This window comes from Anabaena azotica FACHB-119, assembly GCF_014697625.1.
In the GTDB taxonomy this organism is placed as follows: domain Bacteria; phylum Cyanobacteriota; class Cyanobacteriia; order Cyanobacteriales; family Nostocaceae; genus Trichormus; species Trichormus azoticus_A.
The window spans coordinates 36123-48892 of sequence record NZ_JACJSG010000012.1 but is presented as its reverse complement, the minus strand read 5'-3'; the positions used below and the strand labels follow the sequence as shown (position 1 = coordinate 48892).

The 12770-nt window shown below is 37.5% G+C and carries 12 protein-coding genes; 11 read left to right on the top strand and 1 reads right to left on the bottom strand.

Going from position 1 to position 12770, the window contains the following annotated elements; all coding sequences use genetic code 11:
• Positions 1 to 60 precede the first annotated feature (60 nt).
• The 10 genes from H6G83_RS10680 (at position 61) to H6G83_RS10635 (ending at position 9206) form a co-directional block, all read left to right on the top strand.
• Positions 61 to 867 (top strand): ABC transporter permease, encoded by an 807-nt coding sequence (locus H6G83_RS10680; RefSeq protein WP_190471099.1) that lies wholly within the window; start codon positions 61 to 63, stop codon positions 865 to 867.
• Positions 868 to 1605 (top strand): ABC transporter ATP-binding protein, encoded by a 738-nt coding sequence (locus tag H6G83_RS10675; RefSeq protein ID WP_190471097.1) that lies wholly within the window; start codon positions 868 to 870, stop codon positions 1603 to 1605.
• Between the two features lie 93 nt (positions 1606 to 1698).
• A complete protein-coding gene (locus H6G83_RS10670; protein WP_190471095.1) occupies positions 1699 to 3462 on the top strand; it encodes a glycosyltransferase family 4 protein in 1764 nt (587 codons plus the stop codon).
• Between the two features lie 50 nt (positions 3463 to 3512).
• Complete coding sequence (locus H6G83_RS10665; RefSeq protein WP_190471093.1) at positions 3513 to 4484, top strand: glycosyltransferase family 2 protein; 972 nt, start codon at positions 3513 to 3515, stop codon at positions 4482 to 4484.
• Positions 4477 to 5448: a GDP-mannose 4,6-dehydratase gene (locus H6G83_RS10660; protein ID WP_190471090.1), complete on the top strand. Its 972-nt coding sequence runs from the start codon at positions 4477 to 4479 to the stop codon at positions 5446 to 5448. The genes H6G83_RS10665 and H6G83_RS10660 overlap by 8 nt, the downstream gene beginning before the upstream one ends.
• A 9-nt stretch (positions 5449 to 5457) precedes the next feature.
• Entirely contained in the window at positions 5458 to 6618 is a 1161-nt protein-coding gene (locus H6G83_RS10655) for a glycosyltransferase family 4 protein (protein WP_190471089.1), read from the top strand.
• Positions 6619 to 6623: 5 nt separating this feature from the next.
• Positions 6624 to 7709, top strand: coding sequence for a glycosyltransferase family 4 protein (locus tag H6G83_RS10650; protein WP_190471087.1), 1086 nt, complete (start codon positions 6624 to 6626; stop codon positions 7707 to 7709).
• Positions 7710 to 7751: 42 nt separating this feature from the next.
• Positions 7752 to 8342, top strand: coding sequence for a Uma2 family endonuclease (locus H6G83_RS10645; protein WP_190471086.1), 591 nt, complete (start codon positions 7752 to 7754; stop codon positions 8340 to 8342).
• Between the two features lies 1 nt (position 8343).
• Positions 8344 to 8739 carry a hypothetical protein gene (locus H6G83_RS10640; RefSeq protein WP_190471085.1) on the top strand — a complete coding sequence of 132 codons (396 nt, stop codon included), beginning with the start codon at positions 8344 to 8346 and terminating at the stop codon, positions 8737 to 8739.
• On the top strand, positions 8736 to 9206 hold the full coding sequence (locus tag H6G83_RS10635; RefSeq protein WP_190471084.1) for a PIN domain-containing protein: 471 nt from the start codon (positions 8736 to 8738) through the stop codon (positions 9204 to 9206). The genes H6G83_RS10640 and H6G83_RS10635 overlap by 4 nt, the downstream gene beginning before the upstream one ends.
• 513 nt (positions 9207 to 9719) lie before the next feature.
• Here H6G83_RS10635 and pyk read toward each other — a convergent pair.
• Complete coding sequence (gene pyk / locus H6G83_RS10630) at positions 9720 to 11489, bottom strand: pyruvate kinase (RefSeq protein WP_190471083.1); 1770 nt, start codon at positions 11487 to 11489, stop codon at positions 9720 to 9722.
• A gap of 369 nt (positions 11490 to 11858) precedes the next feature.
• Here pyk and crtR point away from each other — a divergent pair, with 369 nt between their 5' ends.
• Positions 11859 to 12746, top strand: coding sequence for a beta-carotene hydroxylase (gene crtR / locus H6G83_RS10625; RefSeq protein WP_190471082.1), 888 nt, complete (start codon positions 11859 to 11861; stop codon positions 12744 to 12746).
• The last annotated feature ends 24 nt before the right edge of the window (positions 12747 to 12770 follow it).

Below are 12770 nucleotides of genomic sequence, written 5' to 3'. Positions count from 1 at the left end.
GCACTCTGATAAGATAAAATGCGCGAATAACTCGCTTGTGGTGTGCGGTGGTCTGGGAATATGGCTATTTTAATTAAAAAAAATCCCAACTGGTTGCCAGTAAGACGCTACTGGGAACTGCTGCTTGTTTTAGTGATGCGGAATCTGAAAGTACGCTATCGGGGTTCCATATTAGGAGTTTATTGGTCTTTACTAAACCCGCTCATTATGACGGGACTTTACAGTGCTATTTTTGGGGCTGCATTTGCTTCGTATTACAGCAATTCTATCCTAAACTATATATCGGCAGCCTTTACGGGTTTGGTAGTGATGAATTTTTTCTCATCCTCCACATCTCAAGCTTTGTCTAGTGTAGTGGGAAATGGAGCTTTGTTAAATAAGATCCGCTTGCCTGTAAGCGTATTTCCTGTATCAATGGTTGCTGCAAATATATTTCAGTTTGCCGTTGGAGCATTCCCTCTATTGTCGGTAATTACTTTAATTAATTCTAAGAGTATAGGAAATGTGCTGGCACTGGTTTTTCCATTTCTAGCTTTAGTTTTAGTTTCTACTGGTATCAGTTTATTAGTCAGTGCGCTTTATGTTTTTTTTAGAGATTTACCTTACTTCTATGAATTAATTGTATTTGTAATTTGGATTAGTAGCCCAATATTTTATCCAGCAGCGATTGTGCCACCTCAAATAAAAGTTTTTTTAGCATTCAACCCATTATCACCAATTATAGAAAGTTTCCGGCAAATTACGCTTTCGGGTAATTTAGCAGATTTAAATTTAATTTGGGGAGCTTTTCTCAGTGGCATAATTATTTTGTCATTGGGATGGGCTTGTTTTCAAATGTGGCGACATCAATTTATGGATTTGCTGTAGATGGAAGTAATACGTTTGGATAATGTTTCGCTGTGGCGACGAACGCAAGAAGAGTTTTCTTATGATCTCAAAAGAACGCTCCTATCTGTTGTAGAGGGAAAGTATCGCAAACCTTTAAAAAAATTAGTATTAGATCAAATAAATTTAGTCATAGAAAAAGGTGAAAAAATAGGTATTATTGGTGCAAACGGCTCAGGCAAATCAACTCTATTAAAAATAATTTCAGGTATTCTGCAACCAACTACTGGAACAGTCAGAGTTAAAGGACAAATTGCACCATTGATTGAACTTGGAGCTGGATTTGATCCAGAAATTTCTGTGCTAGACAATATTATGCTTTATGGAGTTTTGCTGGGATTTTCTAGGTTAGAGATGAAAGAAAGAGCTTATGCAATTTTAGAATTTGCAGAATTACAGGATTATCAATTAGTCCCAGTGAAAGGTTTATCATCAGGGATGATAGCAAGATTAGGCTTTGCAATTGCTACAGATATTCAGCCAGATATTTTAATTTTAGATGAAGTTTTATCGGTCGGAGATGAAAGTTTCAAAAACAAATGTAAGCAAAGAATTGATAAACTCTGGGATGATAATGCTACAGTTTTAGTAGTTTCTCATGATTTAAAATTTGTGCAGCAATCTTGTGCAAAGGGTATTTGGCTAGATAAAGGAAAATTAAGATTTATAGGCAATGCAAATGAAACAGTAGAGTGTTACTTAAAAGGATTAGCATTATAAGCATATTTAAACCGAATCATGATTATTTGATGTTCATAAATACTACTAATTGAACAAAGACAATAGTTTAAATTCACAATAATCAAATAAACAATGAAAATATTAATTAACTGTATCAACCTTTTAAGTGATTCACAAGGATCTGGTGGTGCTGGTAAATACGTTTATTCTTTAGTATCAGGATTAGCCAAGATATCAGATGTCAGAGTCCTTGTACAACCTCATAACTTCCTTCGTTTTCAGAAAATTAGAGGCATACAAGTAATTCCTCTTGTCGATAATAATAGCAGAGCTATCCATGACAATATGTCTTGGGGCGATGTTTATTTATGCCCGCTTAATGAGTTAGTTCCAAATTATATCGATTCCAGGATTCCAGTTGTTTCTTGCATTTTGGATTTACAGCATGAAAAATATCCTCAGTTTTTCAAGGGTGGTATTTATGATGCAAGAAGAAGTTACTATGGCTATGCTATATCAAGGTCAGATGCAGTTATTACTATATCAAATCACGAAAAAGAACTAATTCAAAAAGTTTACGGTAAGCAAGAAGTTTATGTCACTTATCTAGCTGGTTACTTAGCCTCTGAATTTGATCTAGATTTTTTACAATCCAATATAGCCAATGAGTTTAATATTCCAGAAAACCCCTATCTTATTTATCCAGCCATACCCTGGCGACATAAAAACCATTACCGCTTAATAGAAGCTCTTTGGATATTAAAACGTGAATATCATCAATTAAGCAATATCAAGTTAATTTTGACTGGCTCGCAAAAGCATAATTTAAACTCATCACATTTTTTAGACAAAATTATTAATGACTTAGATATGCAAGATTCCGTAGATATCAGAGGCTTTATTAGCGATGCGGAACTAGCTATCTTAATAAAAAAAGCTAAGTTAATGGTTTTTCCTTCACTGTATGAGGGGTTTGGTATTCCAATTGTTGATGCCATGAATTTTGGCACTCCAGTTTTGACGACATCTTTATCATCTATTCCTGAGATTTGCCAAGACGCAGTTGCTTATTTGCAAGATCCTTTTAACAGCAAACTAATAGCCCATGATATGGCAAAGTTGCTGATGGACGAGGATAAGCTTTTGCATTTATCTAACTTAGGCTTAAAGCAGGGGCATCAATACTCATTGCAAAAGACAGCAAATGATACGTTAAAAATATTGACTGAAGTAGTCAATAAATATCGTTCATCAGGATGTATGAACTTTGTAACTGCCAAATCTGCCGAACAATACAACAGAAACAAAATACAAAGATTAACTTTGTTAATAAATTTTATATCACAAGATAATTTAATACACCTAGAAAAAGAGGAACATTTAGATATTTTTTACCAATCATTAAAAAAATATATACCTTTTTGCAATATTATTAATATTTTGCCATTTGAGACTAAATTTAAAAATCATGATTATAAGTTTGACAGGGCTTATAATGTATATTCAACCAAAGAAAATACATCGCACTATCTTAATGTTTTTAGTTATATTATAGATTCTTTAGTTGAGACTGACTATTTGATGTACTGTCCCTATGGTATCAAACTGGATAACCTAGATATTTCTCAGGCAATAACAACACTCGATATTTGTAGTGATTTAGCAGCAGTATCCTTCAATAATAAGATGAAATATCCTAAAGTAGTGCATCCTTTTGAGGGTAAAAAGCTATTAAATCAGTTTAAGTTATGGAAAACAAAACCATTAGATTTTTTTAAACTTAAACTCTTGAGAGTAAGTATGCAAAACGAACATGAAAACTTGTCAACTTTAAAATTTCTTAGTTATTTCTTAGGCAATTTAAGATATTTAGATTTTCCTGTAAGGGATAGATAGTCAGAAACATCCAATTATTGTTTAATATAGGCTTAAAACAAAGTAGATTCATGTATCCAAAAGTATGCGCGGTTATACCAACTCGTAACAGGAAAGACATCACTCTAAGATTTTTAGAGTCTTTTTCCAAACAATCTTATATTAATTTAGATACAGTCATTGTAGATGCCAATTCTACAGATGGTACGCAAGATGCAGTTGTAAGAAAATTTCCTAAAATAACTCTAATTAATGTTGATGATAATAGTTACTGGACAGCTTCAACAAATAGGGGTGTAGAGTTGGCCTTACGAAAAGGCTACGATTTTATCTTAACTATCAATGATGATAGTAATATTGATACTGATTATGTAGCTAATTTAGTTCAACTGTCAGTAAAAAATAATATACTAATACTAGGTAGTCGGATAGATTATATGCTTAAACCAGGTTTGATCTGGTCTTTAGGCGCATATTCACAGTGGGGTTCTAGAGAAATTTTACAGTTGTCTTATCATACACAGTGGGCAGACAATCTACCCAGTAGAATAAGAGAGAAAGATTTTATCGATGTAGATTCTCTGCCAGGTAACGGAGTTTTAATTCATCGGAGTGTATTTGAACAAATAGGAATATATGATGAGTTTTGGCTGCCTCACTATCATTCTGATTCTGAGTTTATAATGAGAGCTATAAAAAAGGGTATACCTGCCTATTGCGCTGTTAATGTTGTAGTTTATAACGACTGCCCAGTCGAAGAGACGGAAATAAAAATTACTACGCTTAGACAATTATTTTATACCTATTTTAAGAAAAAATCTCATTTGTTCTTTGTACCTATTTTTTATTTAGTTTTAATGTATTGCCCTTTTGGTAAGAAATTATTAACTCTAATGTATGTATATTTGACACCTATAATTATTCCCTTTAAAGACAAATTATTGTTAATAACAGAAAAAATTCAAAAAGCTAGGCGACTGTTGCTGAAATTGAGCCTTATTTTTATAAGTTGGCTTATAAATTTACGTTTTAGAAATGAATAAAAAAGCCCTTATCACTGGTGTAACTGGACAAGATGGCTCGTATCTTGCGGAACTTCTCATAGACAAAGGCTATCAAGTCTTTGGTTTAGTACGTCGTTCTAGTACTAGCAATTTAGAACGCATTAGCCATCTATTTGATCATATCCAAATCCTCTGTGGTGATCTGCTTGATCAATCTTCGTTGATGGATGTGATAACAGACTCTCAACCTGATGAAATATATAATCTTGCTTCTCAAAGCTATGTTCCTCTGTCTTGGACACAGCCTGCATTAACAGCAGAATACACAGCTTTAGGTGTATCACGTTTATTAGAATCTATCCGTCGCTGCAAATCAGATGCTAAATTTTATCAAGCTTCTAGCAGTGAAGTGTTTGGTCAACCCGAAGAATCACCTCAAACCGAACGTACCGCCTTTCGTCCCCGTAACCCCTACGGTGTTGCTAAAGCTTACGCCCACTGGATGACTGTTAACTATAGACAAAAGTATAACCTTTATTCGTGCTGTGGAATTACCTATACTCACGAATCCCCACGACGTGGTACAGAATTTGTATTTCGCAAAATTACCCACGCAGCTGCCCAAATTAAACTGGGTTTGGCAAATGAACTGAAATTAGGCAACCTAGATGCCCGCCGTGATTGGTGCTATGCCAAAGATGCTGTGTATGCTATGTGGTTGATGTTGCAGCAAGAAAAAGCCGACGACTATATCATTGCTAGCGGTGAGACTCATTCTGTTAAAGAACTAGTTGAGTGTGCCTTTAATTGTGTTGGTTTAGACTGGCAAGATTATGTCTCAGTTGACTATGCTTTTTATCGTCCAGATGAATCGGTGCAGTTAGTTGGTTCCATTGATAAAATTAAGACTGAGTTAGGTTGGCAACCTGAATATTCCTTTAAACAATTGGTGGAATTGATGGTTGATTATGATCTAAAAAAATTAACGAATAACAGAGCTTAAAAATTACTAATGCTGAGAATTGTAGTAGATGCCACTCCAGTAGAGCCAAAACCAAGTGGAGTTGGCTTTTATGTTGCTAATTTAATAGATGAGCTAGATAAATTACAAACAGTAGAAAATTTTCAATTAGGTGTAGTGTATCAGCCAGGGTTAAAAAATTGGCTTAAGCGTGACTTTAGTTTTCCTGAAAATCTGAAAAGATATACTAAAAATTTTTTAATGCCTTTACCTGTAAGAATCTCAGATTTATTAATAAATTTAGAGTTTAAACCTAGTTTGTCATACTTTGAAAAATATTTTGGCACACCAAACGTATTACATGGGACAAATTACTCTGTTTATCCCTGCAATAACAGTCTAAAGGTAATGAATATCTATGATTTAACTTTTATTAAATATCCTAATTATACAGACTCTGTAGTAAAAACCTATACCAAAAAAGTCAAGCGTTGCTTAAAGTGGACAGATTTAATTTTAACTATTTCCGAAAGCTCTAAAAGAGACATCATTGAATACTTACAAGTAGAACCAAAAAAAGTTTATGTCACACCTTTAGCTAGCCGCTACCGTCCTAATTTTTTGTCTAAAGATATTGCAAATGATTTAGAAAAAAAAATAAATTACGACTTTTCTAAACCTTACTTACTGTTTGTAAGTACTATAGAACCCAGAAAGAATATTATTAGTATAATTGCTGCTTTTGATTTCTTAAAGAAAAATTATAAAATTGAACATCAATTAGTGCTAATCGGTAAAAAAGGTTGGAGTTACGAATCCATATTTGCAACAATTGAAAATTCTCCTTGGAAAAGTGAAATTCATCATCTTGATTACTTATCTGATGAATTAGTGGCACTATTTTATTCAAAGGCTGATGTTTTTGTTTATCCATCTCACTATGAAGGGTTCGGTTTACCTGTATTGGAAGCTATGACTTTAGGCGCACCAGTTATTACATCTAATACTTCATCCATTCCTGAAGTTACAGGAGATGCAGCCATACTCATTGATCCAGATGAACCTGTTCAATTAGCAGAAGCAATATTGAAAGTCATTAGTGATTTTCAATTGAGGCAAGATTTAATTACTAAAGGTAGAGAAAGAGCAAAATTATTTTCTTGGGAAAGAACAGCAAAAGAAACCCTAAATGCTTATAAAAGCTTATTTTAGTTAAAATGGTATATAATGCTCATTCTGATAGATTAATTGTTAATTTATCTATACTTTTATCTCAACCAACTGGGATAAGTAACTATGCTCAAAATATTTTTCCTTATTTAAAATATCTTAACCCTATCTTATTAACAGCTAACGATTACTCTGAGTTTAACTGCTATTCTTTACCAGATAATTTAACGCCTGCTCATGGGACAAAAGGGCATTTTCACCGCTTAGTGTGGACGCAATTTCAACTACCACAAATTTATCATCAACTGCACGCCCAACTTTTATTTTCACCCTTACCAGAAGCACCTCTATATAGCAACTGTCGTTTTGTTGTCATGTCGCATGACTTGATACCTTTGCGCTTTCCTAAACGCTTCTCAGCGTTGACACCATACCATCGCTACTACGTCCCGCAAGTGCTGAAGCAGGCGCAACACGTTATCTGTAACTCTCAAGCTACAGCCGATGATATCATTAACTTTTACCAAATTCCGGCAAGTAAAATAACGCCGATTCCTTTAGCACACGATCGCCATCACTTCCGCTATCTTAATCTACCAACTCGCAACTACTTTCTCTACATCGGTAGGCAAGACCCTTATAAAAATTTACAGCGCCTCATCACAGCTTTTGCTGCGTTACCAAACAAAGATTATGAACTATGGCTAGCAGGCCCGACTGACAGACGTTATACCCCGCTTCTGCAAGCGCAGGTTGAGGAATTGGGAATAACTCATCGCGTGAAGTTTCTCAACTACGTGGATTATAGCGAATTACCGACAATTATTAATGGTGCGATCGCACTTGTTTTCCCCAGTCTTTGGGAAGGCTTTGGTTTCCCCGTCTTAGAAGCAATGGCTTGCGGTACACCTGTCATTACCTCTAACCTATCTTCCTTACCTGAAGTCGCTGGTGACGCAGCTATCCTCATCAACCCCTACAACACAGCAGAAATTACCGATGCAATGCAGCAGTTAGCTACGGATGTAGAATTGCGATCGCAGCTTTCCATCAAAGGTATAGCTAGAGCTAATCAATTTAGTTGGGAAAAAACTGGACAAGCCACTGTTGAAGTTTTATCTCGCTTTTTATAAATGCTAGGCTAAATTTAACTTGGCAAATACTCAATTAGTCCTATGATTGTACAAACCTCTCCCCGCTTATATTCTATTGAAGAATACTTAGAACATGAAGAAACTGCTGAGTGCCGTAGTGAATACAGTGATGGGGAAATCATACCAATGACTGGCGGTTCAATTAATCATAACCGGATCATCCGCAATCTTAGTCGGCTGTTAGAATTAGGTTTACAAGAACAACCTTATGAGGTTTTTCTTAGCGATTTACGCCTTTGGATTTCACGTTACCGAGAATATACATATCCAGATATTCTCATCATTCAAGGCGAACCCATCTTTCAAGAAAAGCGTAGTGACACTGTAATAAATCCGAGTATTATTTTTGAAGTCCTTTCTAAATCTACAAGTAGTAGAGATAGAGGTGATAAATTTACTTATTATCGTTCTATTCCCGAATTTCAAGAATACATATTAATTGACCAATATCAAATCCATATCGAACAGTTTAGCAAAACTCCTGAAGGAAATTGGTTATTTAAAGAATCCGACGATGAAGCAGGTATTTTAACTTTAGTTTCTGCTAACTGCCAAATTGCTCACCGCCAGATTTATGAACGTGTCAACTTTGAAAATCAAGCAGAGTCCTAATATGAACACAACAATAGAACTACCAAGCGGCAAAATATTAAACGTTACTCGTTTTATTGCTCTGCTTCCAGTCAGCAGCAATCAAGAGAGTAACTATCATCTGATATTAGAAGGGTATCCTTATCCTATCGAATTAGAATTTTCAGATGCTCAAGTTTTGAAAAGCAAGCTGGAATTAGACAACAATCATCATGTTCAGCATAATCAAGCAGGGTGGGATCAAGAAGCACAAATACGCAAGAATCAACGTGCTATGAAAATTTTAGCAGAACTTATTGAAGAACGTCGAAATATGTCTGATACTGAATCATTAGAGCGACAACAATTTTTTGAACAATTCAAGAAAAATATTGATGCTGATAGACCTCCAGGGCAAAAATTATACTCAGACTCATGATAGTTTTTATTGACTCAGGCGTGCTAGGACTCCTCACTAATCCTTACAAAATCGGTGAGGCTGGTGAATGTGACGAATGGCTTTACAGTTTACTTTCTCGTGGAATTTATATTTGTTCTTCTGAATTGTGTGATTATGAAATTAGAAGAAATTTAGTTTTAACAGCCCAACAACAAGGCAAACTCACTGGTATGAGAAACTTAGACAAACTTCGAGAAGTTGTTTCTTTCCTACCTATCACTTCAGAGTTATTAAAAAAAGCAGCAGAGTTTTGGGCTTCTGCTCGTAGACAAGGTATTCCTACAGCAGATAACAAAAGCTTAGATATTGACATGATTATTTGTAGCCATTGGCAAATGCTACAAGAAGAATTTCCTGGTCGTTATGTGGTAATTGCAACTACCAATGTCAAGCATTTAAGCCGCTTTACCGAAGCTAAAACTTGGCAAGAAATTCAACTAAACTAAGTAGGTAGATACAATTATTTAGAAGACGCATTTCGACTGCGCTCAATGCTCGTTAACCTGATTAGAAGAGGGTTGAGTTTCGACTACGCGGTAATCAAGTTTCGGCTACGCTCAACTTCCGCGTAGTCGAAACCCGGCGATATCAAGTTATGTTTAATTTAGTCCTTCTACTTAACAATGAGGAAGCTAAGAAGTATTTAGCTCATAGCAGGGGACAGGTGACAGAGTTAAAAGTCTTTTGCTGTCTAAGTTGTTTCATTTCCTCATGTCCTAACTGTCTTGACTATTGCTATATACAGCAGTTTCGCTATTGGTGAAATACTGTAGAGACGTTACATGTAACGTCTCTACATGGTTTTGGGTTTTACGCTTGTACCTCATTTACCCAAAATATGCTGTATCTTTTCGTGTTAGCTGTTGACTGTTAACAGTTAACAGTCAACAAAGCTATATTTATAGGCTTCAAAATTCAAAATTGTTTTTTTGAATTTTGAATGCGCGAATTTTGAATTGTTATGGAGTTCCCACCGCACCAGAGTAGACTAAACCCCGTTGCAAATCCATAGTCAAAATTGCCCCATCACGTATAACTTGGGTGGCTTTCTTCACTCCCACAATTACCGGGACACCAAGGCGTAAACCAATTACGGCTGCATGACTGGTTAAACTTTCATCCTCTGTAATAATTCCCCCAGCTTTGCGAATTGCTTCAACAAAATCTGCGCCAGTGCGGGGTGCAACTAAAATATCACCAGAGTTAAAGTTACTCACATCTAAACCCTTGTGAGCTACCCTAGCACAACCGCTTACCAAACCTTGCCCTAAGCCAATTCCTTGACCAAGCACGGCTGTTACTACTTCCACCTTAATTAAATCTGTAGAGCCGGATACCCCTTGCAACGTTCCCGCCGTCATCACTACCAAATCGCCCTCAAATAGCAATTTATGCTCCTGAGCGACGTTAATCGCCGCTTGGAAGGTTTGACCAGCAGAAGGTAATTCTAACACCAACAAAGGTTTTACACCCCATACCATTTGTAGCTGTCGGGCTACGTTGACGTGGGGTGTAACTGCTAAGATTGGTGTTTGGGGACGGAACTTGGAAACGTTGCGTGCTGTCGCCCCTGTTTGTGTCAGAGTCATAATTGCGGCTGCACCCAACTGTTCGGCAATTTGCCCTACAGCTTGGCTGATGGCGTTGGGAATGGAACGGCGGTTATCGCGCAGTTGTCTTAATTTGGTTGCAGTATATTCTTCCTGCTCGATGCGTTCGGCAATTCTGGCCATTGTCGCCACTGCTTCCACTGGGTAGTTACCTACAGCCGTTTCGTTGGAAAGCATCACCGCATCTGTACCATCGATAATGGCGTTGGCTACGTCGGAAACTTCCGCGCGGGTAGGACGGGGGTTGCTCACCATGCTATCCAACATTTGGGTAGCGGTGATAATGGGAATCCCCAAGCGGTTGGCTGTAGCAATTAAGCGTTTTTGGAGTACGGGGACATCTTCTGCTGGTAGTTCTACCCCTAAGTCGCCTCTAGCTACCATTACGCCATCACATAAAGCAAGAACGGCTTCCATCTGTTCAATCGCTTCATGCTTCTCAATTTTGGCAACTACTGGCACTTGTTTACCAGTGCTAGAAATTAACTCTTTAATTTCGATAATATCTTGGGGGTTACGGACAAAGGATAGTGCTACCCAATCAACACCTTGATCTAGACCGAACATCAAATCCTCGCGGTCTTTGTCGGTCATGGCTTTAATTGAGAGGTAAACGCCGGGGAAGTTGACACCTTTGTTGTTAGATAACTTACCCGCCACAGTCACCCGACAATGCAAATCTCCTTTGTCGCGGTTGATATCTTCCACGAGCATTTCTACGCGACCATCATCAAGGAGGATTTTTGCGCCTACGGGGACTTCTTCCGCTAAATACTCATAAGTGACGCAGCTAATTTCTTGAGTACCGACAACGGGGCGATTTGTCAAGGTGAAGCGATCGCCTTTTGCTAAAACTATAGACCCGTTTTCAAACTTACCCAAGCGAATTTTTGGCCCTTGCAAGTCTTGGAGAATTGCCACTGGCTGATTTAGTTCAAAAGCAGTTTGCCGAATTAGGCGGATACTACGCTGGTGGTCGGCATGGGTTCCGTGGGAAAAGTTGAGTCGCAACGTTGTTGCACCCGCTTCAATAATTGCCTTGAGCATTTCTGGGCTACTAGTGGCGGGGCCTATTGTAGCGACAATTTTTGTCCGGCGTACAGAATCTCTTAATTGCATAGGGGCTGATTCTAGGGAGCTATCTAGTGAGTCATAGTAAATTAAGGGGCTTTTAGTTTTGCGTCACTGCTATATCTGTGACTCAAACCATCCGAAATGTTATGGAACTATCAGACAGAGTAGATATCGTACACCAATCTGGGTTCCATCCTACCTTAGTGAGAGTTTCTTACATCAAAATTATTCGTTAAGCGGATAGCACACCCTACTTATCAGCTGAGTTTTTGGTCTTGTCTGGAATCATAGCGCTATTCATCTGCTCATCAGCATAGATAGTAGATAAAAATTGCTATACAAAACCTTACAAAAATTTATTTTCCCCTAATATTTGTCGTATATTCGTAATGTTTGATCAAAAAGGAGACAGTAATGCTCACATTGGAGGCACAGCAGCCACTGAAAGTCCCACCCAAGGAATTTTTAGCGCCTCCTGGTGATTTTAACCCCACGATGCTGTTATTTTTGGCATCGGTGGTGATGTTGGTGTTATCTAATTTCGGTTACTGGGTTTGGGAATGGCCCCATTGGTTGTGCTTTAGCGTTAATACTCTGGCTTTACATTGTGCGGGTACTGTCATTCATGATGCTTGCCATCAATCTGCTCACCGCGATCGCCTAATTAATGCCATGCTAGGACATGGTAGCGCTCTCATATTAGCTTTTGCGTTTCCCGTATTTACAAGGGTGCATTTGCAACACCACGCCCATGTCAACCACCCCAAAGACGACCCCGATCATTACGTCTCTACAGGCGGGCCACTATGGTTAATTGCTGTGCGATTTTTATACCATGAGGTATTTTTCTTTCAACGCCGACTCTGGAAGAAATATGAGTTACTAGAGTGGTTTATCAGTCGGTTAATAGTTGTCACAATTGTTTACATTGCCGTTCAGCATCACTTTTTAGGTTACATCCTCAACTTTTGGTTTATCCCTGCATTTATAGTTGGGATCATGTTGGGGCTATTCTTTGATTATCTGCCTCATCGACCTTTTGCGGAGCGCGATCGCTGGAAAAATGCCCGTGTCTACCCCGGAAAGCTACTGAACATTTTAATCATGGGTCAGAATTATCACCTAATTCATCATTTATGGCCTTCCATTCCCTGGTATAACTATCAGCCTGCATACTATAAGATGAAGCCACTTCTAGATGAAAAAGGTTGTTATCAAACATCGGGATTGTTGCAGAAAAAAGACTTTTTTGAATTTGTTTACGACATCTTTTTAGGCATTAGATTTCATAAGCACGAATAATATTATGTCCGCTTAAACACTTAT

Excerpts from the sequence above, each read along its gene's own strand:
- H6G83_RS10680 (WP_190471099.1), top strand. The coding sequence starts at position 61 with ATGGCTATTTTAATTAAAAAAAATCCCAACTGGTTGCCAGTAAGACGC.
- H6G83_RS10675 (WP_190471097.1), top strand. The coding sequence starts at position 868 with ATGGAAGTAATACGTTTGGATAATGTTTCGCTGTGGCGACGAACGCAA.
- H6G83_RS10670 (WP_190471095.1), top strand. The coding sequence starts at position 1,699 with ATGAAAATATTAATTAACTGTATCAACCTTTTAAGTGATTCACAAGGA.
- H6G83_RS10665 (WP_190471093.1), top strand. The coding sequence starts at position 3,513 with ATGTATCCAAAAGTATGCGCGGTTATACCAACTCGTAACAGGAAAGAC.
- H6G83_RS10660 (WP_190471090.1), top strand. The coding sequence starts at position 4,477 with ATGAATAAAAAAGCCCTTATCACTGGTGTAACTGGACAAGATGGCTCG.
- H6G83_RS10655 (WP_190471089.1), top strand. The coding sequence starts at position 5,458 with ATGCTGAGAATTGTAGTAGATGCCACTCCAGTAGAGCCAAAACCAAGT.
- H6G83_RS10650 (WP_190471087.1), top strand. The coding sequence starts at position 6,624 with ATGGTATATAATGCTCATTCTGATAGATTAATTGTTAATTTATCTATA.
- H6G83_RS10645 (WP_190471086.1), top strand. The coding sequence starts at position 7,752 with ATGATTGTACAAACCTCTCCCCGCTTATATTCTATTGAAGAATACTTA.
- H6G83_RS10640 (WP_190471085.1), top strand. The coding sequence starts at position 8,344 with ATGAACACAACAATAGAACTACCAAGCGGCAAAATATTAAACGTTACT.
- H6G83_RS10635 (WP_190471084.1), top strand. The coding sequence starts at position 8,736 with ATGATAGTTTTTATTGACTCAGGCGTGCTAGGACTCCTCACTAATCCT.
- pyk (WP_190471083.1), bottom strand. The coding sequence starts at position 11,489 with ATGCAATTAAGAGATTCTGTACGCCGGACAAAAATTGTCGCTACAATA.
- crtR (WP_190471082.1), top strand. The coding sequence starts at position 11,859 with ATGCTCACATTGGAGGCACAGCAGCCACTGAAAGTCCCACCCAAGGAA.